24 protein-coding genes are annotated in these 25,141 nt (G+C 66.0%); 7 read left to right on the top strand and 17 right to left on the bottom strand.

The window, feature by feature from the left end; translation table 11 throughout:
* Positions 1-54: 54 nt before the first annotated feature.
* Positions 55-927 (bottom strand): beta/gamma crystallin family protein, encoded by an 873-nt coding sequence (locus EJB06_RS26155; RefSeq protein WP_164558045.1) that lies wholly within the window; start codon positions 925-927, stop codon positions 55-57.
* 158 nt (positions 928-1,085) lie between these two features.
* On the opposite strand from EJB06_RS26155, the gene EJB06_RS26150 reads away from it, so the two are divergent.
* Positions 1,086-2,471: an MATE family efflux transporter gene (locus tag EJB06_RS26150; RefSeq protein WP_126076971.1), complete on the top strand. Its 1,386-nt coding sequence runs from the start codon at positions 1,086-1,088 to the stop codon at positions 2,469-2,471.
* A 92-nt stretch (positions 2,472-2,563) separates the two neighbouring features.
* Positions 2,564-4,780 (top strand): S9 family peptidase, encoded by a 2,217-nt coding sequence (locus EJB06_RS26145; protein ID WP_126076970.1) that lies wholly within the window; start codon positions 2,564-2,566, stop codon positions 4,778-4,780.
* 65 nt (positions 4,781-4,845) lie between these two features.
* Here the strand turns inward: EJB06_RS26145 and EJB06_RS26140 are convergent, their stop codons facing one another.
* From EJB06_RS26140 to EJB06_RS26120, 5 genes are all read right to left on the bottom strand, one after another.
* Complete coding sequence (locus EJB06_RS26140) at positions 4,846-5,025, bottom strand: CsbD family protein (RefSeq protein WP_126076969.1); 180 nt, start codon at positions 5,023-5,025, stop codon at positions 4,846-4,848.
* A 371-nt stretch (positions 5,026-5,396) separates the two neighbouring features.
* Complete coding sequence (locus tag EJB06_RS26135; RefSeq protein WP_126076968.1) at positions 5,397-5,579, bottom strand: CsbD family protein; 183 nt, start codon at positions 5,577-5,579, stop codon at positions 5,397-5,399.
* A gap of 96 nt (positions 5,580-5,675) precedes the next feature.
* Positions 5,676-6,299, bottom strand: coding sequence for a class I SAM-dependent methyltransferase (locus EJB06_RS26130; protein WP_126076967.1), 624 nt, complete (start codon positions 6,297-6,299; stop codon positions 5,676-5,678).
* 13 nt (positions 6,300-6,312) lie between these two features.
* Positions 6,313-8,379, bottom strand: coding sequence for a M13 family metallopeptidase (locus tag EJB06_RS26125; RefSeq protein WP_126076966.1), 2,067 nt, complete (start codon positions 8,377-8,379; stop codon positions 6,313-6,315).
* A gap of 34 nt (positions 8,380-8,413) precedes the next feature.
* Positions 8,414-11,041, bottom strand: coding sequence for a M1 family metallopeptidase (locus EJB06_RS26120; RefSeq protein WP_126076965.1), 2,628 nt, complete (start codon positions 11,039-11,041; stop codon positions 8,414-8,416).
* A 199-nt stretch (positions 11,042-11,240) separates the two neighbouring features.
* On the opposite strand from EJB06_RS26120, the gene EJB06_RS26115 reads away from it, so the two are divergent.
* Both EJB06_RS26115 and EJB06_RS26110 read left to right on the top strand, forming a co-directional pair.
* A complete protein-coding gene (locus EJB06_RS26115; protein ID WP_126076964.1) occupies positions 11,241-12,068 on the top strand; it encodes an HDOD domain-containing protein in 828 nt (275 codons plus the stop codon).
* A gap of 110 nt (positions 12,069-12,178) precedes the next feature.
* The gene (locus tag EJB06_RS26110) at positions 12,179-12,457 is read left to right on the top strand and encodes a flagellar protein FliT (RefSeq protein WP_126076963.1); all 279 of its coding nucleotides are present in this window, start codon (positions 12,179-12,181) and stop codon (positions 12,455-12,457) included.
* 58 nt (positions 12,458-12,515) lie between these two features.
* Here the strand turns inward: EJB06_RS26110 and EJB06_RS26105 are convergent, their stop codons facing one another.
* Positions 12,516-13,736: an aspartate aminotransferase type Ic gene (locus tag EJB06_RS26105; RefSeq protein ID WP_126076962.1), complete on the bottom strand. Its 1,221-nt coding sequence runs from the start codon at positions 13,734-13,736 to the stop codon at positions 12,516-12,518.
* A gap of 358 nt (positions 13,737-14,094) precedes the next feature.
* Positions 14,095-15,225, bottom strand: a complete 1,131-nt coding sequence (locus EJB06_RS26100; RefSeq protein WP_126076961.1) for a type IV pilus assembly protein FimV — start codon at positions 15,223-15,225, stop codon at positions 14,095-14,097.
* Positions 15,226-15,341: 116 nt separating this feature from the next.
* On the opposite strand from EJB06_RS26100, the gene fumC reads away from it, so the two are divergent.
* The 3 genes from fumC to EJB06_RS26085 all read left to right on the top strand — a co-directional run bounded on the left by fumC (position 15,342) and on the right by EJB06_RS26085 (position 17,501).
* On the top strand, positions 15,342-16,733 hold the full coding sequence (gene fumC / locus EJB06_RS26095) for a class II fumarate hydratase (protein ID WP_126076960.1): 1,392 nt from the start codon (positions 15,342-15,344) through the stop codon (positions 16,731-16,733).
* A gap of 90 nt (positions 16,734-16,823) precedes the next feature.
* Positions 16,824-17,057, top strand: a complete 234-nt coding sequence (locus tag EJB06_RS26090; protein WP_126076959.1) for an RNA-binding S4 domain-containing protein — start codon at positions 16,824-16,826, stop codon at positions 17,055-17,057.
* A 159-nt stretch (positions 17,058-17,216) separates the two neighbouring features.
* Entirely contained in the window at positions 17,217-17,501 is a 285-nt protein-coding gene (locus tag EJB06_RS26085; protein WP_126076958.1) for a DUF883 family protein, read from the top strand.
* 57 nt (positions 17,502-17,558) lie between these two features.
* Here EJB06_RS26085 and EJB06_RS26080 read toward each other — a convergent pair whose 3' ends face one another.
* From EJB06_RS26080 to EJB06_RS26040, 9 genes are all read right to left on the bottom strand, one after another.
* Entirely contained in the window at positions 17,559-18,503 is a 945-nt protein-coding gene (locus tag EJB06_RS26080) for an NTF2 fold immunity protein (RefSeq protein ID WP_126076957.1), read from the bottom strand.
* A gap of 7 nt (positions 18,504-18,510) precedes the next feature.
* Positions 18,511-18,978 carry a hypothetical protein gene (locus tag EJB06_RS26075; RefSeq protein ID WP_126076956.1) on the bottom strand — a complete coding sequence of 156 codons (468 nt, stop codon included), beginning with the start codon at positions 18,976-18,978 and terminating at the stop codon, positions 18,511-18,513.
* A gap of 177 nt (positions 18,979-19,155) precedes the next feature.
* Positions 19,156-20,805, bottom strand: coding sequence for an MNIO family bufferin maturase (bufB, locus tag EJB06_RS26070; protein WP_229427293.1), 1,650 nt, complete (start codon positions 20,803-20,805; stop codon positions 19,156-19,158).
* Between the two features lie 29 nt (positions 20,806-20,834).
* The gene (locus tag EJB06_RS26065; protein WP_126076954.1) at positions 20,835-21,113 is read right to left on the bottom strand and encodes a BufA1 family periplasmic bufferin-type metallophore; all 279 of its coding nucleotides are present in this window, start codon (positions 21,111-21,113) and stop codon (positions 20,835-20,837) included.
* Positions 21,114-21,340: 227 nt separating this feature from the next.
* Positions 21,341-21,532 (bottom strand): YjfB family protein, encoded by a 192-nt coding sequence (locus EJB06_RS26060; RefSeq protein WP_126076953.1) that lies wholly within the window; start codon positions 21,530-21,532, stop codon positions 21,341-21,343.
* Positions 21,533-21,590: 58 nt separating this feature from the next.
* Complete coding sequence (gene mobB / locus EJB06_RS26055; RefSeq protein WP_126076952.1) at positions 21,591-22,106, bottom strand: molybdopterin-guanine dinucleotide biosynthesis protein B; 516 nt, start codon at positions 22,104-22,106, stop codon at positions 21,591-21,593.
* 54 nt (positions 22,107-22,160) lie between these two features.
* Positions 22,161-22,901, bottom strand: coding sequence for a general secretion pathway protein GspB (locus tag EJB06_RS26050; protein WP_126076951.1), 741 nt, complete (start codon positions 22,899-22,901; stop codon positions 22,161-22,163).
* A 1-nt stretch (position 22,902) separates the two neighbouring features.
* Positions 22,903-24,540, bottom strand: coding sequence for an ExeA family protein (locus EJB06_RS26045; protein WP_126076950.1), 1,638 nt, complete (start codon positions 24,538-24,540; stop codon positions 22,903-22,905).
* A 28-nt stretch (positions 24,541-24,568) separates the two neighbouring features.
* Positions 24,569-25,072: a hypothetical protein gene (locus EJB06_RS26040; protein WP_126076949.1), complete on the bottom strand. Its 504-nt coding sequence runs from the start codon at positions 25,070-25,072 to the stop codon at positions 24,569-24,571.
* Between the last annotated feature and the right edge of the window lie 69 nt (positions 25,073-25,141).

The raw sequence follows: 25,141 nt of genomic DNA, 5'->3' as shown, positions 1-25,141 counted from the left end.
ACAACGCGCGCAAGGCAGGCAGCGCACGCTTGCCTTGCGTATCGGCCAAGGCCGTCAGCGCACCCGGCGCACCGAGGAAATCAGATTGCCCATCGGGCCGAGGCGCTCGTAACGGCCGGGGCCGTAGGTCATGCAGCGCCCGCCGAAATCGGCATGCTTGCAGAACTCCCACTGGCCGCGATGCACGATCAGGGCATCGGCGCGGTCGTTGAAACCGAACTCGGTCAGGTCGCGCGTATCGTCGCGCAGCACGAGGCGCTGGCCGGAAAAGCCGGCCGAAGAAAACAGCTCCACATCGCCATCGCGGCGGCCGCCGTCATCCTCGTCGAGCAGGCGCGCCGAGGACACCCGTCCGCGCAGGCCGCGTCCCAGATCGTCGTAACGGCCCGGCGCAAAGATGCGGCAGGTGCCACGGTAGCCGGCATCGCTGCACAACTGCCAAGTACCGTCGAGGACCTGGGCGCTCGATGCGCTGTCGTTGAAATCGATCTGGTCGAAGTCGTCGGCATCGCGCCGCAGGCGTTTGGCGTCGCCGTCCAGGCCACGCTCCGGGAACAGCGCGATCATCCCGCGCCTGCCGCCGTGCGGACGTCCGCCGCCGTGCCCGCGTTCGGGCATGATTTCGCGCGCCGACGAGATGCGGTCGTCGAAGCGCTCCAGGGTCGGATACTCGCCCTGCTCGTAGACCGCGCAGCGGCCTTCGAAGCCGACGTCTTCGCACAGCTCCCAGCGTCCGGAGCGCACGATCATGCTCGACGCGCGGTCGTTGAAACCGCTGTCGACCAGGCTGGGCGTGGGAGCGCGCACGGTCATCTCGCGGCCGTCGAAACCGTCGCGCGAGAACAGGGTCAGTTCGCCGGCATTGGCAAGGTTCGGAAAGGCGGCGGCGCCGAGCAGCAGCGCGAACAGGAAGGGGGATTTGAGCATGGGATGGTCCTTGGTGTGCGATGCCTCGATTGTGACCATCTCGCGGCCGCGGCGCCAGTAGCCATATGGTGAGATGTGTAACAAGTCTTTACGCGGCGCCGCTCCACCTTGTCTGCCAATAGCCGGTAGAATCGCTGTTTGCCTCGATTGTCTCCGCCATGTCCGCCATTCTCTCCAAGCCCACCCCCGTCCGTACCGAAGTTGCCGCCCTGTGGCGCCTGTCCTGGCCCATGCTGGTCGGGCAGCTGGCCACCGTGGGCATGGGCGTGGCCGACGTGGCGATGACGGGCCACGTCAGCGCCAGCGAACTGGCGGCCGTCTCGCTCGGGGCCTCGGTCTGGTCGATCATCCTGGTGACCGTGATGGGCACCATGATGGCGATTAACAGCGTGGTCGCGCACGACATCGGCGCCGCGCAGTACGGCCGCATTCCGCACATGGTGCGCCAGTCGCTCTGGAAAGGCGTGGGCGTGGGCCTGGTGGCCTGCCTGGTGGCGAATCTGTCGACGCTGGTGTTCGACCATATCGGACTGACACCCGACGTTGCCGCCAACGCCGCCATGTTCGTGCATGCGATCAGCATCGGCATGCCGGCCTTCGCCTGCTACCGCGCCCTGTACGGCTACACCACCAGCATCAACCAGACCAAGCCCGTGATGGTGATCGCCGTCCTCGGGCTGCTGTTCAACGTGTTCGTCAACTGGCTGCTGGTGTTCGGGAACTGGGGCATGCCCAAGCTGGGCGGGGTCGGCTGCGCGGTCGCCACCGGCTTGTGCATGTGGCTCATGCTGGGCGCCATGCTGGCCTGGATCCGCATCTCCCCGGCCTACCGCCAGACCTACCCGTTCGGCCAGTGGGAAGGCCCGCACTGGCCGGAAATCGGCAGCATGCTGCGCCTTGGCCTGCCGATCGGCGTGACCTACCTGGCCGAGGTGAGCGCCTTCGGCGCGGTCAGCCTGATGATCGCGCGTTTCGGCGTGGTGCAGGTGTCGGCCAGCCAGATCGCCCTGAATTTTTCGTCGCTGGTGTTCATGGTGCCGCTCAGTTTCGGCATCGGCCTGATTACCCGCGTGGGCCACGCGCTGGGCGAAGGCGACGCGGTGCGGGCGCGCTTCGTGGCCTGGGTCGGGGTGGCGATGTCGCTCGCGTTTGCGCTGATTTCGGCGGCGCTGATCGCCGTGTTCCGCTGGGAGATCGCGCGCGCCTACACGTCCGACCCGGCGGTGCAGGAACTGTGCGCGCACCTGCTGCTGTTCGCGGCGCTGTTCCAGCTGTCGGACGCCACCCAGGTCGCCACCTCGAGCGCGATCCGAGGCTACAAGGTCACGCGCCAGCCGATGCAGATCCAGCTGCTGGCCTTCTGGGGCTTCGCCATGCCGGTCGGGTACGTACTGGGTCTGGCGCCATCGTGGTTCCCCTGGACGCCGGCCGTGCCGATGGCCGCTGCCGGCTTCTGGATCGGCCTTGTGCTGGGCCTGACCGTGGCCGCGGTGCTGCTCACGTGGTCTTTACATCACCTGTCGCGCACCCGCGCGCAGGCCTGAACCGGCGGGAAGGACGCGGGCCCGGGGGTGCCCACCGGTGCGGAACTCTGGTATCGTCCTGAGTTCTCCACATCCACCTCACCGAGACATCCATGCGATTTCTTCTCTGCTTTCTAGCCGCATTGTCCAGCGTTCCCGCATCCGCCGAGCGCCTGACACTGGACCGCATCCACGCCGACCCGGCGCTGGCGGGACCGGGCGTGCGCAACCTGCGCGTATCCCCGGACGGCGCGCGCGTCACCTACCTGCGCGGTCGCCAGGACAACCAGTTCCAGCTCGACCTCTGGGAATTCAACATGAAGGACAAGACCTCGAAGCGCCTGGTCGACTCCAAACTGCTGGTCCCGAACGAGAGCCTGTCGCCCGAAGAGCAGGCACGGCGCGAACGCGCGCGCACCGCCAGCCTGACCGGCATCCTCAATTACAGCTGGTCGCCGGACGGCAAGCAGCTGCTGGTGCCGATCGCCGGTGACCTGTACCTGGTCGACGCGGCCAAGCCGCAGGCCGCGCGCAAGGTCGCCACCGGCAATGTGGCCGATCCGAAGATTTCGCCGAAGGGCCGCTACGTCTCCTTCGTGCGCAAGCAGAACCTGTACGTGATCGACCTGGTCTCGGGCGCCGAGAAGCAGCTCACCAGCGACGGCGCAGGCACCATCTTCAACGGCGAAGCCGAATTCGTGGCGCAGGAAGAAATGGGCCAGCGCACCGGTTACTACTGGGCGCCGGACGATTCGGCCATCGCCTACAAGCGCTACGACGAAGCGCCGGTGCCGGTGGTGCGCCGCTTCGAGATCTTTGCCGACCGCACCGACGTCGTCGAACAGCGCTATCCGGCCGCCGGCGACGCCAACGTGCTGGTCGACCTGATGATCGTCTCGCCCACTACCGGCGCGCAGCGCAAGGTCGACCTGGGCCCGAACCGGGATATCTACCTGGTGCGCGCCGACTGGAGCGCCAACAGCAAGCAGCTGCTGTACCAGCTGCAGTCGCGCGACCAGAAGCGCCTCGACCTGATCTCGGTCGATGCCGCCACGCTGGCGCAGCGCACCCTGCTCACCGAAACCTCGAAGACCTGGGTCAGCATCCACGACGACCTGCGCTTCCTTAGCAAGCGCAATGCCTTCCTGTGGTCGTCCGAGCGCAGCGGGCGCAATCACCTGTACCTGTACGACCTCGATGGCAAGCTGCTGCACCCTGTGTCGAGCGGCGAATGGGGCATCGACAATGTGCTGGCCGTGGACGAAAAAACCGGCCGCGTGTACGTGGCCTCGAACCGCGACGCGGTGATCGACAAGCAGACCTACGCGCTGGCGCTGGACGGCAGCGGCGCCAACAAGCCGGTGCGCATCACCAAGGGCGACGGCTGGCACGAAGCGGCGTTCTCGCGCAACGGCGAAGTCTTTGTCGACACCTTCTCCGACCCGGCCACGCCGCCGCAGATTTCGATCCGCCGTCCGGACGGCTCGATGGTCGGCTGGCTGGAGAAGAACGAGCTCAATGCCGATCACCCGTACGCCAAATACAAGTCGGATCACCTGGCCACCGAATACGGCACCATCAAGGCCAACGACGGCCAGACCCTGTACTACTCGATGATCAAGCCGTCGGACTTCAGCGCCGCCAAGAAGTATCCGGTGTACCTGTCGACCTATGGCGGGCCGCACGCGCAGCACGTCTCGCGCAAATGGGGCAACTACTTCGACCAGTACATGGCGCAGCAAGGCTTCGTGGTGTTCCGCCTCGATAACCGCGGCTCCTGGCGGCGCGAGCGCGCCTTCACCGACGCGATCTACAATGGCCTGGGCAAGCACGAAGTCGAAGACCAGCTGGCCGGCATCGACTGGCTGGGCAAGCAGGGGTTCGTGGACTCCAGGCGGATCGGCGTATTCGGCTGGAGCTATGGCGGCTTCATGACCCTGCGTTTGCTGGCGGCGGCGTCCGACAAGATCGCCATGGGCGTTTCGGTCGCGCCGGTCACCGACTGGGCGCTGTACGACACCCACTACACCGAGCGCTATGTGGGCGGCACGCCGAAAGGGCAGCCGGACGCGTACAAGAGCAGCGGCGTGTTCGCGCACCTGGACGGCTTGACCTCGCCGCTGCTGCTGGTGCACGGCATGGCCGACGATAACGTGCTGTTTACGAATACGACGCGCCTGATCGATGTCCTGGTCAACCGCAACGTGCGTTTCGACCTGATGACCTACCCGGGCGCCAAGCACGGGATTTCATCGCGGCCGGGACAGCGCCACGTGTACGGCACCATCGAAGCGTTCTTCAAGAAGAACCTGGCAGACGCGCCGAAGTAAGGGCGCCCAGGCCGGACGTAAAAAAAGCCGCGAGCGTCGCGGCTTTTTTCATGAGTGCGGACCAATCAGTTGGTCGCATCCTTGACGGCTTCCTTGAGGTCGCCGATTTTTTCCTGGGTCTTGCCTTCGACCTGGTTTTGCAGGCCCTTTGCCTGCTGCTCGGTGCTACCGACCAGTTTGCCAGCTTCTTCCTGGATTTTGCCGCCGATGTCTTGCAGTTTGCCGTTGACTTGATCTTTGTTCATGGTAAGGCTCCTTAAGTGCACATGGCCGGGGTGGCGATGTAGTGAAGCCATCATACTGCCGAGCTCGAAACTGCTCAGTTCGCTCCCGCACATAAGAAAAAATTAACCTTCAACCACCTTCCCTCAACCGGGGTCAGAGCTTTAATTAGAAAGATTTCCCGTCAAAGCGCCGCCTCCCCCTTAGCAACACAGCGGATATCTATTTCCAAAAATGAAGATTGCGGCATCAGTAGACGGCTAACCGCGTTTTGTCCGATCGAAGCAAGGGCTCAAGCAAACTGGACGGGTAAACGACACCGGGGTCAGAGCTTTAATTAGAAAGATTTCTAATTAAAGCTCTGACCCCGGTTGTAGGGGGAATCAGCGCTGGATCAGCGGTTGCCCTGGTCCTTGATGATTTCCTTGGCGTCGCCGAATTTTTCCTGGGCTTTGCCTTCGACTTGCTTCGACAGCCCTTTGGCCTGCTGTTCGCTGCTGCCAACGACCTTGCCGACTTCTTCCTGGATCTTGCCGCCGATGTCTTTCGCTTTACCTTTAACTTGGTCCTTGTTCATCTTAAGTACCTCATCTGGTGAGTTAAACTGCGGAGCGCACTGGACTGTGCGACGGACCCAGATTACGCCTTTCCGTTCGGCTGTTCCGTTCGCTACTTAACCTAAAGGCTTGCGCCACACACTCGCCAGCCATGGCTGCTGTTCGCGCGGCAAGCCGTCCGGACGGTAGTAATGATGCAGGGGAGAAAACTTGGCTGCGGTCATGTACTCCTGCCAGGTCTCCAGGTCGTAGTAGCTGCCGTAGCGCGGCCCGTTCCAGCCTTCCTGGTTGTTGCCGCGCGGATTGGAGCTGAACAGCACGCCGCCCGGTTTCAGCGCCGCGTACAGATCCTCCAGCACCTTCGGCAGCGCGCGGCTGGGCACGTGGAACAGCACCGCGTTGGCATACACGCCGTCGAACATCCCTGCCGGCAGGTCGAGGTGCACGAAGTCCTGCAGCCACACTTCGCAGCCGCTGTAGGCGCGCGCCATGGCCGCGAATTCGCCCGCGCCATCGAGGCCGATGGCGCGGTGGCCAAGGGCGCTGAAGGTCTTCAGGTCGCGCCCCGGGCCGCAGCCCAGGTCGAGCAGGGTGTACGGCGCCTCGCCCTCGATGGCGTCCAGCAGCGCCGCGATGTTCTGGCTGACGTCGTGGTCCACCGTACCGCGGAAGAACTGCTGCGCGGTGCTGTCGTAATGCGCCAGCGTGCGGCGCGTGATGGCGTCGATGTCCTCGCTCATGGCGCGCCCTTCCCTACCAGACTTTCACGCGGTCGGCCGGCGCCAGGTACAGGGCCTGGCCGGGCCTGACGTCGAAAGCCTTGTACCACGGCTCCAGGTTGCGCACGATGGCGGTGCGGTATTCGGCCGGCGCGTGGCCGTCGGTCAGCACGCGCTGGCGCGCGGCCGCTTCGCGCACCTTGGTCTGCCACGCATGCGCGTAGCCGAGGAAGAACTGCTTGTCGGCGTCGGCCGGCGCATTCCGGCCCAGCGAGGCTTTGTAGGCGTCGTAGGCGGCCGCCACGCCGGCCAGGTCGGCCAGGTTTTCGCTCAGGGTCAGCTGGCCGTTCACCGCCAGGTCGGGGAACGGTTTGTAGGCGTTGAACTGCGCCACCAGCTTGTCGGCGGCGCCCTTGAAGTGGGCCATGTCTTCCTTGGTCCACCAGTCGCGCAGGCGGCCCTGGGCGTCGAACTGCGCGCCCTGGTCGTCGAAGCTGTGGCTGATCTCGTGGCCGATGATGGAGCCGATGGCGCCATAATTGGCGGCGTCGGACGCCTTGGGGTCGAAGAACGGCGGCTGCAAGATCGCGGCCGGGAAGTTCATGGCGTTTTGCAGCGGCAGGTTGACCGCGTTGACCAGCTGCGGCGGCATGGCCCAGGCGGTGCGGTCGACCTTTTGCCCGAGGCGCGCGACTTCCTGCGCGTAGTGGAACTGTTCGGCGCGCACGGCGTTGCCCAAGGCATCGCCCGGCACGATCTTCAGCCCGGCGTAGGAGCGCCAGCGGTCCGGGTAGGCCACGCCGACGTGCATGGTCTTGAGCTTTTCCTGCGCCTGGGCGCGGGTGGCCGGGGCCATCCAGTCCAGCTGGTCGATGCGCTTGCTGAAAGCGGCGATGATATTGCCGACCATTTTCTGCACGCGCGCCTTGTTCTCGGCCGGGAAGTGGCGTTCGACGTACAGGCGGCCGACCGGTTCGTCGAGCACCTCGTTGGTGGCGGCCAGCGCGCGCTTCCAGCGCGGCGATTGCTGCGGCGTGCCGCTCAACGCCTTGCCGGCAAATTCGAAGTGCTGGTCGGCGAAGGCTTTCGGCAGCGTCGGGGCGAGGTGGTTCACCTGGTGGAAGGCGAGGAAGTCCTTCCAGGTCGCCACGTCGGTGCTGTCGACCAGCGCGGCGGCGCCTTTCACGGCGCTCGGGTGCCAGACGATGAACTTCTGCGCGCCGGACAGGCCGGCGCTCCTGAAGAAGGCGCTCCAGTCCATGCCGGGCGCGTTGGCGGCAAAGTCCTTGACGGTCCAGTTGTTGTTGGCCTTGAGGACGTCGGCCGAGTCTTCGCGGCTGGCGTGCGACTGGGCGATCTTCATTTCGAGGTCGAACACCCGGGCGGCGCGCGCTTCGGCATCGGCGTAGCCGGCCAGCTTGAGCATGGCGCCGATGTGCTGCCTGTATTTGCTGCGCAGCTCGGCCATGCGCGGGCTGTCGGTCAGGTAGTAGGCGCGGTCGGGCATGCCCAGGCCGCCCTGCAGCAGGTAGGGCGTGTTGCGGGCCGGCTCGTTCAGGCCCTGGGCGATCCACAGGCCGAACAGGTTTTCGGTGAAGAAGTCGGTGGCGTTGAGCGGGTCGACGTCGGCCCGCAAGGCTTGACCGAGCGCGCGCGTCAGCGATGCCTTGTCCTTGATGGCGTCGATCTTGGCCAGCAGCGGCTTGAGGGGCGCCGTGCCTTTCGCTTCGATGCCCGCTTCGTCCATGAAGGCCTGGTAGAAGTCGGCGACCTTGCGCGCGTCGCCCTTGGCCTTCTTGTCGGCCACGACTTCGTCGATCAGTTTGACGATGCGCGCGTTGCTGGTTTCGGCCATGGCGGCAAAAGCGCCCCAGCTGCTGCGGTCGGACGGGATCTCGGTGTTGGCGAGCCAGTCGCCGTTGGCGTAGGCGAAGAAGTCGTCGCCCGGCAGTGCCGGGGCGCTGGCGGCGCTGGCGGCGCTGGCGGCTTTGGCGCCCGGGGCGCCATCCTGGCCTGCGGCGTGCGCCGGCGCGAGGGCGAGCGTGGCGCCGCACAGGGCGACGGTCAGTGCGGTCTTGATCGGGGTCCAGCGTGTTTTCATGTGGGCTTCCTTGCGTGTTCTCTGTTGCTGCGTTCTAGTTGAGTGCCGCGCGCACTTGCGGCAGCAGACGGGTTTTCTGGGCGGCGCGGGTGCGGATGGCATTGGCCACGCGTTGCGCTTCGACCTGGGCGTCGGGTCCGAAGTTCTGCTTCACATAGGCTTCCATCATGTCCGCATGGGCCGGTTTGGAGGAAGACGATACCACGCTCGGGAAAAAGCGGTTCTGGCCAACCGATTCCTGGTCCTTCATCAAGGCGGCGCGGTTGGCGGTAGCGAAGTTCCACGCCAGCTCGACGTGTTCGTTGCGCGCCACGGCCGGCACCAGGGTGGAGGTCAGCTGGGCCGACAGGTCGGGCGAGAGCGCCATCTTCAGGGTGCGCTGGGCCAGCGCCGGGTCGCGTGCGAGCGCCATGGCGCGCGCGTAGCGGTTGCGTTCTTCGTCGGTCTGGGCCTGCGCCACGCGGCTGGCCAGGGCGTCGTAGGTGGCGGCGTCGCCGTAGCGGCCGGCCACGCGCATGACGAACTCGATCATCGACGGCGACACGCTGGCCGGGTCCTTCAGGAAGCGCTCGAAGCGGGCGCGCCCTTCGGCGAGCACGGCGGGGTCGCCGATCTTGGCCAGCGCGTTAGCCAGCAGGGCGCGCAGCTGGCGCTCTTCGGTCGATTCGCCGGCTTTGTCGTCCCATCCGAGGCGCGCGAATTTGGGCGCGGCCAGGCCGGTCATGAAGCGCCGCACCTGCGCGCGCTCCGGTTCGCCTTCGGCCAGGGTGTCGAGCGTGTTCAGGTGATCGAGCATGGCGCTCCATACGGCCAGCCGCGGTTCGTCGGCGTAGGACGAGAGCAGCTTCACATAGCTGTCCAGCTGCACGCGGTCGGCCTGCACCAGGCTCCAGGTGTCGCCCAGCAGCCTGAGGCGGGTGGTGTCGGGCAGCCTGGCGGCCTGGCCGGCCAGGGCGTCGAAGCCGGCCCGGTCGTACTGCACGCGGAAGTAGCCGACGCTGGCCGGGTCGATCACCAGCGCACCGTCGCAGGACGGTTGGGTGACGGACGTGCTGGCGCTCGAGAACAGGGTGTAGCTGGCCTTGCCGCCCACGGTGCCGACCTGCACCGGCACGTTCCACAGGCGTTTTTCGGCGGCCGGTTCGTCCAGGCGGAACTGTTCCTGCGAGAGCGTGACCTGGCGCTTGCCGTCGATGCAGCGTTGTTCGACCTTCAGCAGCGGAAAGCCGGGCTGGGTGGTCCAGTCGGACGCCAGTTTTTCGACCGGCTTGCCGGAGGCCTTTTCGAGCGCGGCCCAGAGGTCGGCGGTGGTGGTGTTGCCGTACTGGTGCTTGGCCATGTAGGCGCGGATGCCCTTGCGGAAGGGCTCTTCGCCGAGGTAGGCCTCCAGCATGCGCAGGAAGGCCTGTCCTTTGCCGTAGGTGATCGCATCGAAGGCGTCGGCGGCCTGCGCCTCGGTCAGCACCGGGGTCTGGATCGGGTGCGTGGTCTTGCGCGCGTCCAGGTTCATGACGCTTTCGCGGTCGGCCATCGCGCCCAGCTGGACACGCCACTCGGGATGGAAATGCTCGGTGGCCTTGGTCGCCATCCAGGAAGCAAAGCCTTCGTTGAGCCACAGGTTGTCCCACCAGCCCATGGTGACCAGGTTGCCGAACCACTGGTGCGCGACTTCATGGGCGTTGATGCCGAAGGAATTCTGGCGCACGTTGTCGGGGCTCTTCCTGGGGTCGACCAGCAGGGTCGATTCGTTGTAGACGATGCCGCCCCAGTTTTCCATGGCGCCGTTAAAGCCGCCGGGGATGGCGATCTGGTCGAGTTTCGGCAGCGGGTAGGGCTGGCCGAAGTAGTTGTTGTAGTAGCGCAGCAGGTCCTTGGTGGCGCCCAGCGCGTAGGCGGCCGAGGGCAGCTTGCCTTCGGTGGTGACGATGCCGATGTCCACGCCATCGTGTTTGGCGCTGACCCGTTCCAGTTCGCCGGCGACCAGCACCAGCAGGTAGCTCGGCATCTTGGGCGTGACGCCGAAGTGGAAGCGCTGCAGGCCGCCGTCGAGCTTTTCCTGGCGTTCCAGGGGGGTGTTGGAGTAGGCCTTGAAGCTGGCCGGCAGGTCGACGGTGAGCTTGAAGGCGGCGCGGAAGGCCGGTTCGTCCCAGGTCGGCAGCAGGCGCCGCGTATCGGTCGGCTCCATATTGGTGGCGATCATGGTGCGGGCGGCGGTTCCGGCCTTGTACTTCATGTGGAACATGCCGCGCGCTTCGCGGTTGATCAGGCCATGGAACTTGAGCGCGAGGTTGTAGCGTCCCGGCGCGAGCGGCTGCTCGAGCGCGAAGCTGAGGGTCTCCTGTTCCTTGTCGAGGACAGGCGTCAGTTTCATGGCGCCGATGTTCTTGCCCGACAGGCTGGCCGCGTCGATCTCGATATCGACGGCGTTGAGCATGATGCGCGAGGTGGACTTGAGTACTTCGATTTCGACGGTCTGGGAGCCGAGGAAGGTGTTGGCGGCCAGGTCGGGGATCAGGTGGGCGGCGTATTGCACCGGCACGATATCCTTGGGCAGCTTGCCCGGCGTGGTGGCGAAGGCGTACGGGGCTTCGGCGTTGGCGGCGAAGGCGGTACAGGCCAGCGCGATGGTGGCGGCCAGGCGCCGGGCTTTCAATAATGTCATGTGCGTTCTCTCTTCGTGGCGGCGCCGGGGGCGCGCGATTTTCCCAGCCAGCACTGTAATCGAGGCCCGGGCGCCATGGGCGCCCGATGCGACAAACTGCAGAATACCGCGCCAGAGTGCAAAAAACGCGCACTGCGGCGCGCCAGTGGCGCGCGCCGGAGGTTTTCTATATAGTCACCCTGCCCGAACAGGAGACACGATGACCCTTGAAGCCCTGCTGCACAACCCCAACGCCCTGCCCTCCGCGCCCAAAGTGGTGGCGGAACTGATCAGCAGTTTCGACGACCCCGACGTGGCGGTCGAGGAAATCGCGCGCAAGCTCTCGCTCGACCCGGTCCTGAGCGCCAAGCTGCTGCGCCTGGCCAATTCGGCCTACTATCACGTCTCGCGCCGGATCGGCAATGTGGGCGACGCGGTGCGCATGCTCGGTTTCGTCACGGTGCGCACCCTGGTCATCAGTTCGGGCCTGGTGGGCAGCTTCAAGACGGTGCCGGGGCTGGACCTGAAACGCTTCTGGCGCTACAGCCTGCACACGGCGGTGGCGGCCAAGTGGATCGCCAAGCAGATCGGCGCCAATACCGACCTGGCGTTCACGATCGGGATGATGCACGGGATCGGGCAACTGGTGATGCATGCGGGCGTGGCGCAGCAGGCGCGCGAGCTGGACCAGACGGTGGGGCCATACGAGAACGGCCGGATCGCGGCCGAGCAAGCGCTGTTCGGTTACCACTTTGGCATTGTCGGGGCGGAGCTGGCGCTGCGCTGGAAGTTTCCGGACCTGTTTCACCAGACCTTGCGCCATTTTTCCGATCCGACCCCGGAGTCGCCCTCGTACCGGATGGCGGCGGTGATCCACCTGGCCGTGCTGCGCGCGCGCTACGAGGAGCGCCAGCCGAACGACGAGGAACTGGCGGCGTGCTTCACGCCGGCGCTGGCGACCGGGCTGGGCGTGGACCCCGGTGAGCTGTTCGCCGGAATTGCGCCGCTGGGCGAATTGAGTAACGGACTGGAAGAGCTTATCAATTAAGCAAGCTAAAAATATTTTCGGATTTTTTTGAAAAAGGCCTAAAGTTCCGCGCGAACCCGACGTTATCAGGACACGCGGTAATCTTTTAAATTTTTTGGCCAGGTGAGCGCATGACCTCCAACGACGTTCTCTCGATGTACGAAAATATTGCTGGCCTGACTGGCAAGATGGCGGTGGCGGCAAAAGCGGGCGACTGGAACGGCCTGGCGACCCTGGAAACCCAGTGCGCGCAGCAGGCGGCGGCGGTCAAGACCGGCGTGCCCGCCCTCGATGGCGCGCCCCGGATGCGCAAGATCGATTTGCTCAAGCAGATCATGGCCAACGACCGCGCGGTGCGCGAGATTACCGAACCGTGGCAGTTGTCCGATGTGATGTGCGCGACGCACTGAACGGCTTGACCGATGAAAAAAAGCGCCCGAGGGCGCTTTTTTCATGTCCAAGGGCCGGTCAGCCCGCCATCGCCACCTTCAAGGCCAGCGCAATCCCCTCGGCCGCCTGGGTAATCTCCGGCAGCGACGGAAAACTCGGGGCGATGCGGATGTGGCTATCTTCCGGATCGACCCCGTACGGATAGGCAGCGCCAGCCGGCGTGAGCGTGATCCCGGCCGCCTTGGCCAGCGCAATGGTCTTCTTCGCCGCGCCCGGCGGCGTCACCAGGTCGATGAAATACCCGCCCTTCGGCACCGTCCACGACACACCCGGCACATCGCCCAGGTGCGCGCCGAACTGCGCCAGCACGGCGTCGAACTTGGGCTTGAGCAGCGCCGCGTGGCGCGTCATCAGCGCCTCCACGGTGGCCGCATCCTTGAGCAGGCGCACGTGGCGCAGCTGGTTGATCTTGTCCGGGCCGATGCTGCGGATGCCCGCATGCCTGGTCCACCAGGCGATATTGGCCGGCGACGACGCCAGCGCGGCGATACCCGAGCCGGCCCAGGTGACCTTCGAGGTCGAGGCGAACACGATCGCCCGGTCCGGATTGCCCGCCCTGGCGCATTCGGCGATCACCTCGGCGATGCGCACGTTTTCACTGGTGAGGTGATGGAAGCGATAGGCGTCGTCCCACATCAGGCGGAAGTCCGGGGCGGCGCTCTTCATGGCGGCGAGGCGGCGCACCACCTGGTCCGAGTACACCGTGCCCGAGGGATTGCTGTACTTGGGCACGCACCACATGCCCTTGATGCTGGCGTTGCCGGCAACCAGGCGCTCGACGACATCCATGTCCGGGCCGTCGTCGTTCAGCGGCACGTTGATCATCTTGATGCCGCGCGCCTCGCAAATCGAAAAATGCCGGTCGTAACCGGGCACGGGGCACAGGAACACCGCTTCCTGCCCGACCCAGGGCTGGCCGCCCGGCACGCCGTTGAGCAGCGCATACACGATCGCATCATGCATCAGCGACAGGCTGGCGCTGCTGTCGACCACAACCTGGGCCGCCGGAACGTCGAGCAGGCCGCCGAAGAAGGCGCGCGCTTCGGGCAGGCCGATGCCGAGGCCGTAATTGCGGGCGTCGGTGCCGTCGGCCGCGTTAAAGCCCGGCAAGGCGTCGAGCAGGCCGTTGGACAGGTCGAGTTGTTCGGGAGATGGTTTGCCGCGCGACATGTCGAGCTTGAGTCCGCGTTGCAGGAACAGGTCGTATTGCGCTTGTGCTGGGTTTGCTGCCGTCGTCATGTGCTCGCTTTCGGTGATTAAGGTCACCGAAGAGTATAGCTTGAAGGCAAATTGAATGGGGGGGAGGAAGGAATTCTGGAGAGCGATCACCAGGTATCTCCTGGTGTCGCCTCTTGCCGGTTGCATCCGGCGTCCGCAAGCGCATCGTTGGCTGGCGGACCGCTTCCGGGGACAGGCGTTTCTTCAACGTTCATCTGCTTGCCGCGCCACACTATCGTTGGTGGCTGCGCCAGATCCTGGGCCCGTTTGTGCAGTCCCGCAGGACTACGGAAACAAGTATAGCGCAATTTTTGAAGTTGTGTAGACCACTTTGTGCGCGGAGAGTCTTTTTTTCAACATTTTTTTAATTGCAAGGGAATCAGCCGGCATCAGGCTCGACGTGGACCGCCGGCGCGGGCTCCTTCGGCCTGCGTTTGAAGCGTGCCGCGAGCCTGGCGAACAGGCTCGCTTTCGGCGCCTCCGGCACTGGCGTTTCGGCGGCCTCGGCAGCGAGCGCGGCCTTGCGCTTGCGGCGGCGCAGCAGGAACCAGACGGCCAGGCCGAGCACGAGCAGCGCGCCGGCGGCGGCGCCACCGGCCAGCATCCAGGGGAATTCGTCCCCCTTCTTGGCGGCGGCGTTCTTTTTGGCGAGGGCGGCGCGCGAGAGGATCGGCGGCGGGACGGCAGGCGCCGAGGCCTGGCTGGCGGAAGCGGCCGCAGCGCCGGCGGAAGCGGCATCGTGGCTGGCGGAGGCGGCTTCATGGCTGGCCGAGGCGGCCTCGTGACCGGCCGCCGCGCTCTTGCCTTCGATGGCGGTTTGCAGCAGTCTGACCTTTTCTTCGAGTTCGACGATGCGGGCGGACAGGATGCCGTTCTTCCGGTCGAGGTCGGCACAGGTCTTGAGTTGATCTTCGCTGATCTGCGGACAGGCTGGCGGCGCGGCCGACGGCAGTTGCAGGACGCGCACCGGACGCGGCGCCGGGGCTACAGGTTTGGCCGGCTCGGCGCGCACGGGCACGGCGGGCGCGGGCGCCGGGGCCGCAACCGGCGGCGGTGGCGGCGGTGGCGGTGGCGGCGCAGGTTGCGGATCGGGGCTCAGCCACAAGGTGAGCGCGCGCACTTCGCGCTTGCCGCCTTCGCCGAGCACAAGAAACAAATGCACATAATCGCCCTCGACCGGCTTGACCGAGGTGATGTGGAGGAACTGGCGGCCGTCGCGCCGCATCACCGACATGGTCAGGTTCGACAGCACCGGATGCATGCGCACATTGGCGCCGCGCCACACATCGGGATCGGCCAGCCGCACCTGCACGCTGGCGGCCGGATCGGCCAGCGCGGTCAGCTCCACGTCGGCCACCAGCGGCTGCCCGATGTAGGAGCGCACCAGGGCTTCGCCGAGCTCGGCCGCGCGGGCGCCAGCCAGTGCGCCGGACAGGATCAGGCCCAGCGCCAGGGCGGGAATCAGGGTAGTGCCGGACCGGACCAGCCGGACGATTCGGGAAGAGTGCATATATGGTAATGTTGACCAGCTAATGACGGAGGACCAGTGAAATCTGTAGCCCTGCCGTAATTAACGTACGCTGACATAAAGTCTTTAACCGCATTCCCACATATACAGGTAGCTAAATGGAAACAAGAATCGAAAAGGACAGTTTTGGCCCGATCGCGGTCCCGGCGGAACGCTTGTGGGGCGCGCAGACGCAACGCTCGCTGGAGCATTTCGCCATTTCGAGCGAGCGCATGGCGCCCGAGCTGGTGGCGGCCCTGGCCCAGGTCAAGCGCGCCGCCGCCGCCGTCAACCGTTCGCTCGGCCTGCTGCCGGCCGACAAGGCCGACGCCATCGTCAAGGCCGCCGACGAAGTGCTGGACGGCCGCCATCCGGACGAATTCCCGCTGGCCGTGTGGCAGACCGGCTCGGGCACGCAGAGCAATATGAACATGAACGAGGTGCTGGCCAACCGCGCTTCCGAACTGATCGGCGGTACGCGCGGCGAAGGCCGCCTGCTGCATCCGAACGACCATGTAAACCTGGGGCAGTCGTCCAACGATATTTTCCCGACCGCGATGCATGTGGCGGCCGCCCAGGCCGTGGTGCAGGCGCTGCTGCCGGCCCTGGCGCGCCTGCGCGGCACGCTGGAAATCAAGGCGCGCGAGTTCGCCGACATCGTCAAGATCGGCCGCACCCATCTGCAGGATGCCACGCCGCTGACCCTGGGCCAGGAATTCTCGGGCTATGTGGCGCAGCTGGAATACTCGGAGCATGCGATCAAGTCCACCCTGCCCGGCCTCTTGCACCTGGCCGCCGGCGGCACGGCGGTCGGCACCGGGCTCAATGCGCACCCCGACTTTGCGGCCCGCATCGCGGCCGAAATCGGCTCGCGCACGGCCATCAGCTTCAAGACCGCGCCGAATAAATTCGCGGCCCTGGCCGGGCACGATGCGCTGGTGGGCGCCCACGGCGCCCTGAAAACCCTGGCCACGGCCTTGATGAAAATCGCCAACGACGTGCGCTGGATGGCCTCCGGCCCGCGCTCCGGCCTGGGCGAGATCAGCATTCCCGAAAACGAGCCGGGCAGCTCGATCATGCCGGGCAAGGTCAATCCGACCCAGTGCGAAGCCTTGACCATGCTGTGCTGCCAGGTGTTCGGCAACGATGTCGCCATTACCATGGGCGGCGCGTCGGGCAACTTCGAGCTGAATGTGTTCAAGCCGATGATTGTCCACAACTTCCTGCAAAGCGCGCGCCTGCTGGCCGACGGCATGCGTTCCTTCAACGAGCATTGCGCCCACGGGATCGCGCCGAACCGCGAACGCATCGCCGAACTGATGGAACGCTCGCTGATGCTGGTGACGGCATTGGCGCCGCACATCGGCTACGACCGCGCGGCCCAGATCGCCAAGAAGGCACAGCACGAGGGCAGCACCCTCAAGCAGGCGGCGCTGGCGCTGGGATTTGTGACGGAACAGCAGTTCGACGAGTGGATCGTGCCGCTCGACATGACCCGGCCGGGCTTGTAAATAGCGGGGAGCGCGGCGCGTGCAACGTTGACTCTCCGCGCCGATCCCGCCACACTGCGGTTCTTATCTCACTTTTAGGACGAGCGGTAAATGCAGAAAGTCACTTTTGACCTGGCGGGCGAGTTCGTCGAACTGAACCAGTTATTGAAACTGTCGGGCCTGTGCGACAGCGGCGGCGCTGGCAAGAACCTGGTGGCCACGGGCGTGGTCTCGGTCGATGGCAAGAAGGAATTGCGCAAGACCGCCAAGATCCGCGATGGCCAGGTGGTCGGCATCGGCGACGTGCGCATCTCGGTGCGCAGCAGCGGAACCGACGGCGCCTGATTGCGCCAGCGCAGACATATTCACCTTGTAATCGGGCAATATTAGAAATATGCTGAGTAAGAACGGCGGCCGCGCTGGCGTTCTTGCGCGGCGACAAACACGAAGTTGCGTGTTTTGACTATATTCTAAGACGTGATTAACCGATTCAAGGTGGCCACCATGGATAACCCTGAAGAAAACCAGCAAACCCAGGAACGATTGATCGGCGACCTGCGGCTCGTGATCGAAAATGCGGAAGAATTGCTGAAGAACACGGACCAGTACACCAGCGTGTTATACCGCAGTGCCCGCGCCAAGCTGGCCCTGGCCCTGAATGCGGCGACCGAAGAACTTGCCCGTTTCGAAGATGAGCAGCTCGGGCGCATGATCGAAGCGACCAGGGCCGCCAACGCGGAAAATGCCGACCTGTCCGGCGAAGCGCGCATCATGCGGGCTTTTCATTAATCCATCCAGCGGCGTCCGCGCGCGCCGCTGTTCCCGCCCTGCCCCGTCCCGGGGCTGCTACAGATACCCCGTCTTCCACCCGTCGAACAAGTTCTGCATGTGATCGAGCAGCCAGGTGCCGCCTTTCTTCATGAGGATAAAGCGGCATTGCCCATGGCGGCCGTTGTTCGTGTACACGCACAGCTTGCGCGCCGACAGCCATTCCACATCGATGATGCGGTGCTGCGCGTAGGTGGGCGGGCTTGCGACACTGCTGGCGTCGGCCTGCCCCGACGTGCTGTGCCTGGGCGTGCAATAGCGCGCGAAAACGGCGGCGCGCACCGGCTGGCGCCAGTCGGCCAGGAACGGGTCCGCCGCCTGGTCGAGCGCGAGCCGGGTTTCCCAGGCATTGATGCCATCCCAGAAGCCGTGCAGGACGGACAGCGCAGCCGCCTCGTCGCCCGCGCCAGGGACGAAGCCGGGCGGCGTGCGGCTGGCAAGGCGGCGCTGTTCGCGCACGAATGCATCGTCCAGCTCTGCGGGGCGGGTGTCGTCCGTGCACAGTGTCAGGGTCGGATGGGCTGCCAGCGCCAGCAGGCCGGCACGCGTGATCGCGCTGCCCTGCAGGTCCAGGTAGGACAGCGGCGCGATGCGAATCAGGTGCTGGACGCAGGCATCGTCGGCCCGGGTATGGCGCAGCGACAAGTGGCGCAAGCGGGCATGCCCGGCCAGGGCTGCGAGGCCGGCGCCGGTGATGGCGGTGTTGTTGAGAACCAGCCAGTTGAGGGCGGGAATGCGGGCGATGTCGGGCAGGACGGCGTCGGTCACGGCGCTGCCGTCGAGCCACAGGCGTTCCAGCTTGGGCAAGGCGCACAGGGCGCGCACGGCCGCGTCGCCGAGGTCGCAGCCGCTGAAGGTGAGGCCGCGGATCGAGGGTTTGCTCAGGAGGAAGGCAATCTCCGCCGCACTGAACGCCCGCTTGTCGAAGTCGAGAAAAGCGGGACGCGCGGGGAGTGCGAGCATGGCCGGCTCAGGCGTTGGCGATGGCGGAACTGCGTTCCTGCTCCCAGGCTTCCTGCCAGGTAATCGCGCCCGGCTGTTCGAACCATTGCTGGATGTAATCGGCGATGTCGGCCGCTTCGGGCATGGGCGAACTGGCCAGGTAGGCCATGGTGGCGTCCAGCCCGGCGCCGATGAAATACTCGGCCCCCAGCGAGGTGCCGACGTCCATGTTGATGTGCTTGGCTTTCCACAGCAGCAGGGTGTCGGCCACGTCGCCGGCGCGGTACAGCAGGAAGGCGCACTGGTAGATGCCTTCGTAGTAATCCATATCGTCCTGCACGATGTGGTCCCAGAGGGCCGTGCGCAGGTTGATTTCCTCGTCGAGCAGCTGGATCAGCAATGCGCGGTACGGCGCCAGGGTCGCCGCGGCCAGCTGCTTGTAGATCGCGCGCCGCACGTCCGGCGCGAGCAGTGCATTCGCGACGGAGGGGGACACGGCATTGCCATTGTTCTGGTACTCGGCGATAACTTGATCAGCGCTCATTGACATGAATGAAATCGATATAAAGGATGATTATAGCTTGAGTAAAACGCAAGCCTTTTGCACGAAGGCCAGGCGCCGGAAAAAATGCGCGCTTCCGCACAGCGAGGACGACCGTACAGAACAGAAGGCCTAGTCTGCCGGCGCCAGCAGGATGCCCAGCGCGATCCACTGCGCCAGATGGGCGCCGATATCGAATTGCTCGTCGAGGGCGAATGCGGCATCGAGCGCCTCGCCCATAGTATATCCCCCGGCCAGCGCGCCCAGCGCGGCGGCGTGTGCGGGGCTCAGGGCGAGTACCTCGGTCTTCCACAGCGGGCGGGCGACCAGGGCCGCGCCGGGGCGATCCATGTCCGCCGGAAAGTCGACGCCGCTGCCTGGCTGGTGCGCCTGCCACAGGGACACCACGGCCCAGCGCGATCCGATCAGGCTGCAGGCTGGATGCAGGGCGTAGCGCGCCTGCTCGAATGCATCGGGCGTCAGGCTGGCCAGCGCCTCGGCGCCCAGGGCTGGCGCATCGGCGGCGTAATGGGCGCGGTGCAGCGCCCATTCCAGGCGCGCCATGTCCGGCAGGTAAGGATAATCGGCGACAGGGGGAAAATCGTCGAGGAAGCCGGCAAAACCGGCGCCGAAACGGTTCAGGTCGGCGTCGACCGAGGGATGGGCCTTGCCGTAGGCGCGCGCCAGGGCGCCGAAAAAGTCGTCACCGACCAGCTGGCGCAGCACCGGGCAGGCCGCCGCCAGGGCCTTGTTCCAGGTGACGCCAAGGTTGCCCCGATACAAGCCGAAGCGGTCGGCACTGGCGCCGCCCTTGAACTGCGCCAGCGCACCGGCTTCGCTGCCGTAATCGAACAGGGCTTGCGCGAAGCGCTGCTGGGTCTCGGCCAGCGCGGCCGATGCCGGCGGCCGGGGCTGGCGTGCGCGCCCTGGGGTGGCGGCGCCGCGCACCGGCCAGGCGCTGGCGATGCGGTCGGCCTGGCGCGCCTCGCCCAGCAGCACCTCGAGCGCGGGCACGTCGGTATCCCATTCGATCAGGGTCGGCAGGCGCCCGAAGCGCGCCAATGCCGCTTCGTACAAGGCCCACACCGGGGCCGCCACCACGTCGCCATGGTGGTCGACTACCGCCTGCGGCGTCACCAGATGGCCGGCCAGATGAATCTCGCCCACGCTGCCGGGCGCGATGGCGGCGATGGCGGCCAGCGCATCTTCGCCGTGGTTGCATTGGTTGACGTAGAGATTGTTCACATCGAGCAGCAGCGCGCAGCCGGTGCGGCTGGACAGCTCGGCCATGAACTCGGCCTCGCTCATCGTATCGTCGCGATAACGCACGTAAGTGGAGACATTTTCGAGCAAAATACGGCGCTTCAACCGGTCTTGCACCAGCTCGACGCGCTCGCACAGCAGGTCGAGCGCGGCCTGGCTGAGCGGGATGGGGAGCAGGTCGTTGAGCTGGCGGTCGGCAACGGCACCCCAGCACAGGTGTTCGGAGACCAGCATGGGCTCGACCCGCTCGACCAGCGCGCTGACGCGTTCCAGGTGGGACGTCGAAAACCCGCGCGCCGAACCGAGGCCGAGGCCGACGCCGTGCAGGCTGATGGGATAGTCGCGGCGCAGTTCCCGCAGCACATGCCAGTCCCAGCCCGCGCGGTCGAGAAAGTTTTCGGTGTGGACTTCAAGCCAGCCGATGGCCGGCCGCTCGTCGAGGAACTGGCGGTAGTGCGGCGCGCGCAAGCCGACACCGGCGCCGTGCAAGGCCGGACCGGCAACAGGATCGTCCGGCACGGCCCCGCCCTTCACGACGCCGTGCGCGCTTACTTGCCCGACAGCTTGCCGCCGGCTTTTTCGCAGGTGCCCTTGGCGACCCATTTCCACTCTTCCGGCGCCTTGTCGACGGTGGACGCGCCGGCGCAGCCGTGCGAACCGTTGGCGCTGGCGCAATCGTTCTGGCCGGCCTTGGCGATGCCGTAGCACTTCTCCTTGTCCGATTTGTCGCCCTTGGACATGGGCGCGTCGTGCGCGGCGGCCACGCCGGAGGAAACTGCGCACACGCCGGCGAGGGCGGCGGCGATCAGGGCTTGACGTTTGTTCATGGTGGATCTCCTTGGAATGGTATCAATTGGAACTGGAACTGGAACTGGAACTGGAACTGGAACTGCCAGGTCGGAGGCGATTGTAAAGCCGGCCGCGCGCATATCCGGCGTGCCTTTCAGTTCCTTACAACTTATCCCGTACCAGGGCCGATTTTAACGTAAAAAAGCCCGGCTCCTCCGTCGATGGGAGGCAACCGGGCGGCACGGCCGCGGCGGGGACGCGGGATTCAGGCGGTCGTATTGATGGTATTGCCGAGATTGGCCGGCAGGCGCTGGGGCTGCGGCAGCGCGTTGATCAGCTGGGCAGCGACCTGGCCTTCCATCTGTTGCGCTTTTTTCAACATGGCGTAGCCGACTTCCTGCTTGACGCCAGTTTCGGCCATGCTGGTGGCCAGTGATGCAATGGATGAAACGTCCATGAGAGTTCTCCCGGTTGAGTGGCTATCACCGATGGTAACGGCGCCGTCGGCCCGAACTTTAGGCTTGCGACGAATTCATTCTGGCCTTGAGCCAGGCCAGCACCTGCGCCGGCGCATTCAGGTCGAGCCAGGCGACGTTGCCGGGCAAATCATCGGGCGGCGGCGCATCCGATGCCACAGCGACAATATACGGGTCGTTCGGGTACAGCGGCGGATGTCCCAAGGACGGACGCTGCACTTCCAGCTTGGGAATGGACTCCCACTTGTAGCCTTCGACCAGGGTCAGGTCGGCCGGTTCCAGCAGCGCCAACTGCTCGGCCAGGGTCGGTTCCGGCTCGCCGCGCAGCTCGCGGATGACGGCCACCCGGAACGGCGAGGCGATCATGACCTGCGCCGCCCCGGCCGTGCGCAGGCGGGCGCTATCCTTGTGCGGCGGTTCGAGCATCACATCGTGGTGGCTGTGCTTGACGACATTGATGCGCAGGCCGTCGGCGGCCAGCTGGCGCACCAGCGTTTCGAGCAGGGTGGTCTTGCCGCTACCGGACCAGCCGATGACACCGAGTAGATTGTGCATGTGCGGCCTTTCCGCCGAGAAGTGAGAGCGCCATTATACAAAAGGCCGGACCCGTCAATACGGATGGCGGTAGCGCTGGCCTTTGTAGCTCATCACGGCGGACTTGGGCAGCAGCTTTTCCAGGACCAGGCCGGGCGCCACTTCCTCGCCCTCGCGGCGCAGGACCTTATCGATCAGCAACAGACGGTCGGCCGGATTCCTGGAATAGATGTAGCCGCCGACCGCGATCGCCGGAATCTCGTGCTGCAGCGCATCGGGGAGCTCGCGCAGGGTGCGCAGGTTTTCTTCCGGCGCCGCCACAGGCGCGTCGGCCTTGACCGTCTCCGTCCTGGCCGGCTCGGCTTTCTTGACGGGCTCTTCTTTCTTGACGGGCTCTTCTTTCTTGGCCGGGACTTCCTTTTTGACAGGCTCTTCCTTTTTGACAGGCTCTTCCTTCTTGACCGGCTTGACCTCGGGCATGTTGACCGGCTCGGCCTTGGGCGGTGGCGGCAGCGGCGCCTCCACCGCCGGTGCGGGCGCCGGGGCGGGCACGGCGACCGCGACCGCAGCCGGCGCCGGGACCGCCACGGCAGCCTGTACCACCGGTGCGGGCGGCCTTGCCGATTGCTTCCAGGCATACACGGCAGCGCCCGTGGCGCCCAATGCCAGCAGCGCCAGCCCGATCACGAGCGGCCTGGCACCGGCACTTGCACGTTCCGGCTCGACGGCATGCACCGGCGTGGCATGGATCGTCGGGGCGTTGCCCAGCTGGCGTTCGGCCTGCGCCTTTTTCAGTGCTTCGAGAATATAGGACATCTTATGGTTTCCCCGTTGCGGCCAGCAGGCGCGGCTCGGCCACGCCGGTCAGCTGGTTCAGGCGCATGTAGGTGCGCGGACCGGCCACGCCGTCCGCCTTGAGGTGTTGACGCGTCTGGAAGGCACGCAGCAGGTCCAGGGTCGGCGCGCCCAGCGGACGGTCGGCCGGCGGCGGGACCATGCCGTTGATCTTGGCCAGCCGCGACGCGATCCAGTCGACATCGGCGCCCTGCTCGCCCGCGCTGACCTGGTCGCGGAAGTAGCGCGGCATCGCCCAGAAGGTCACGAAGCTGCCGTCGGAGCGGGTGGCGAGCGCGCCGAGGTCGAGCGTCTGCTCCTTGCCGCCGACGTTCAGGCGCACGCTGGTCTCGTCCATGCCGGTCAGTAATGCGTAGCTGACCAGCGGGCCGTCGCGCAGGGTCAGCACGGCCGGACGGTCGAGCAGGCGCAGTTCGTACAGCCCGCCCTTGCCCTGATGGCAGCGCAGGCTCAGTTTCTGCGCGTCCTCGCACGTGCCCCCGGCGGGCAAGGCGACGCCCCACAGCGCCGACAAGGCTTGCAGCGCCGCTTCTTCGCTGGCGTGGGTGAGCGGCGCGACGGCCGGCCGTGGCGCCGGCGCGGCCGGCGCGGGGGCTGCGGGCAGTGCTGGCGGAGGCGCCGCCTTGACAGGCGCCGCAGCCAGCGGCACCGTTGCGGGCGCGGGCGCGGCCGGTGTTGACGGGCGCAGCTGCCAGGCCGCCGCCGCGCCGATCGCGGCCGTCGCCAGCACGCCGGCCGCAACATACTGCCAGCGCATCCCGGGCGCGGCAGGCGCGGCGCCGGCGGAAAACACTTCGCTGCCGGCACGGCGCAGGATCTGGCGCGTCACTTCGCGGCTGTTTTCCACATACGCCCCCAGCAGCGCGCGGTCGCACAAGAGGTTGATGCGGCGCGGCACGCCATGCGACAGCTGGAACACCTGCCCCAGCACCGAGCGCGGAAACGGGCGCGACGCCCCGCCCCCGGCCACGGCCAGCCGGTGCGCGACATAGCTGGCGGTTTCGGCTTCGGTCAGCGAGCCCAGGTGATAGCGCGCAATCACGCGCTGGGCCAGCTGTTCGAGCTCGGGCCGGGCCAGCATGGCGCGCAGCTCGGGCTGGCCGATCAGGATAATCTGCAGCAGCTTGCGTTCGTTGGTTTCCAGGTTGGTCAGCAGGCGCAGCTGTTCGAGCACGTCGGCCGACAGGTTCTGGGCCTCGTCGATGATCAGCACATTGTTCTTGCCCTGCGCGTGGCTGGCAAGCAGGTAGCGGTTGATGGCGTCCACATAACTCTTGACGCTGACCGCGCCGGCCGGCAGCGGCGGCAAGTCGATGCGGAATTCATCGCAGATCGACAGCAGCAATTCCTCGACCGACAGCTTGGGATTGAAGATGTAGGCCAGGCGGCAGTCGGCCGGAATCTGCTCGATGAAGCAGCGGCAGACGGTGGTCTTGCCGGCGCCGATTTCGCCGGTCAGCAGCACGAAGCCGCCGCCGCTGCCGACGCCGTACAGCAGGTGCGCCAGCGCTTCGCGGTGGCGCTCGCTCATGAACAGGTAACGGGGGTCGGGTGCGATCGAAAACGGTGATTGCTTCAGGTTAAAGAATTGCTTGTACATGGATTCCCTGGAAATGCATCACCGACGCCTAGCGGCCGACGGGCAGCGGCTTGTATTTGGCGCAGTAGATCTTGGACTTGGTCTTGAAGTAGACGATCTTGCTGCCGGGATTGGACGCGCGCACAGGATAGCGCGAGCCGTCCACCGACAGGTGGCGCACGCCGACCGCCTTGTGGATCGATTCTTCGAGCTTGTCGGGCGTGGTGTCGGCCACGGCGGCCACGAACACCAGTTCGCTGGTATCGTCGCTGATCATGATGTCGGTCACCGGCGCGCCCCACAAGGTCCCCTCGGCCTTGAACCAGTAGGCACCGCCCTCGTGCTTGTAGGACGGGCCGAAGGCGTTGACCAGGTAATCGTGGAAGTAGGCATTGTCGAGCTGGCTGCGGCACAGGATGGCGCTGCCGATCACGGGGCCGAAGGTGGACGGCGCGGCGTGCGCGGCGACAGGCATGGCGGCGGCCAGCGCCAGCAATGCCGGGACGCAGCTGCGCCCGAGCAGGGCGCGAAACCGCGCTGCATCGGGGGACATCCGCTTCGAACCGATCGCCAGGCGCATCCGACCTCCCGTGGCGCGCGTGCTTACTGGCGCGCGCGCTCT

It is taken from the genome of Massilia atriviolacea (assembly GCF_003953935.1).
Lineage (GTDB): Bacteria > Pseudomonadota > Gammaproteobacteria > Burkholderiales > Burkholderiaceae_D > Telluria_A > Telluria_A atriviolacea.
This window is presented reverse-complemented; position numbering and strand designations above follow the sequence as displayed.

Excerpts from the sequence above, each read along its gene's own strand:
- EJB06_RS26155 (WP_164558045.1), bottom strand. The coding sequence starts at position 927 with ATGCTCAAATCCCCCTTCCTGTTCGCGCTGCTGCTCGGCGCCGCCGCC.
- EJB06_RS26150 (WP_126076971.1), top strand. The coding sequence starts at position 1,086 with ATGTCCGCCATTCTCTCCAAGCCCACCCCCGTCCGTACCGAAGTTGCC.
- EJB06_RS26145 (WP_126076970.1), top strand. The coding sequence starts at position 2,564 with ATGCGATTTCTTCTCTGCTTTCTAGCCGCATTGTCCAGCGTTCCCGCA.
- EJB06_RS26140 (WP_126076969.1), bottom strand. The coding sequence starts at position 5,025 with ATGAACAAAGATCAAGTCAACGGCAAACTGCAAGACATCGGCGGCAAA.
- EJB06_RS26135 (WP_126076968.1), bottom strand. The coding sequence starts at position 5,579 with ATGAACAAGGACCAAGTTAAAGGTAAAGCGAAAGACATCGGCGGCAAG.
- EJB06_RS26130 (WP_126076967.1), bottom strand. The coding sequence starts at position 6,299 with ATGAGCGAGGACATCGACGCCATCACGCGCCGCACGCTGGCGCATTAC.
- EJB06_RS26125 (WP_126076966.1), bottom strand. The coding sequence starts at position 8,379 with ATGAAAACACGCTGGACCCCGATCAAGACCGCACTGACCGTCGCCCTG.
- EJB06_RS26120 (WP_126076965.1), bottom strand. The coding sequence starts at position 11,041 with ATGACATTATTGAAAGCCCGGCGCCTGGCCGCCACCATCGCGCTGGCC.
- EJB06_RS26115 (WP_126076964.1), top strand. The coding sequence starts at position 11,241 with ATGACCCTTGAAGCCCTGCTGCACAACCCCAACGCCCTGCCCTCCGCG.
- EJB06_RS26110 (WP_126076963.1), top strand. The coding sequence starts at position 12,179 with ATGACCTCCAACGACGTTCTCTCGATGTACGAAAATATTGCTGGCCTG.
- EJB06_RS26105 (WP_126076962.1), bottom strand. The coding sequence starts at position 13,736 with ATGACGACGGCAGCAAACCCAGCACAAGCGCAATACGACCTGTTCCTG.
- EJB06_RS26100 (WP_126076961.1), bottom strand. The coding sequence starts at position 15,225 with ATGCACTCTTCCCGAATCGTCCGGCTGGTCCGGTCCGGCACTACCCTG.
- fumC (WP_126076960.1), top strand. The coding sequence starts at position 15,342 with ATGGAAACAAGAATCGAAAAGGACAGTTTTGGCCCGATCGCGGTCCCG.
- EJB06_RS26090 (WP_126076959.1), top strand. The coding sequence starts at position 16,824 with ATGCAGAAAGTCACTTTTGACCTGGCGGGCGAGTTCGTCGAACTGAAC.
- EJB06_RS26085 (WP_126076958.1), top strand. The coding sequence starts at position 17,217 with ATGGATAACCCTGAAGAAAACCAGCAAACCCAGGAACGATTGATCGGC.
- EJB06_RS26080 (WP_126076957.1), bottom strand. The coding sequence starts at position 18,503 with ATGCTCGCACTCCCCGCGCGTCCCGCTTTTCTCGACTTCGACAAGCGG.
- EJB06_RS26065 (WP_126076954.1), bottom strand. The coding sequence starts at position 21,113 with ATGAACAAACGTCAAGCCCTGATCGCCGCCGCCCTCGCCGGCGTGTGC.
- EJB06_RS26060 (WP_126076953.1), bottom strand. The coding sequence starts at position 21,532 with ATGGACGTTTCATCCATTGCATCACTGGCCACCAGCATGGCCGAAACT.
- mobB (WP_126076952.1), bottom strand. The coding sequence starts at position 22,106 with ATGCACAATCTACTCGGTGTCATCGGCTGGTCCGGTAGCGGCAAGACC.
- EJB06_RS26050 (WP_126076951.1), bottom strand. The coding sequence starts at position 22,901 with ATGTCCTATATTCTCGAAGCACTGAAAAAGGCGCAGGCCGAACGCCAG.
- EJB06_RS26045 (WP_126076950.1), bottom strand. The coding sequence starts at position 24,540 with ATGTACAAGCAATTCTTTAACCTGAAGCAATCACCGTTTTCGATCGCA.
- EJB06_RS26040 (WP_126076949.1), bottom strand. The coding sequence starts at position 25,072 with ATGTCCCCCGATGCAGCGCGGTTTCGCGCCCTGCTCGGGCGCAGCTGC.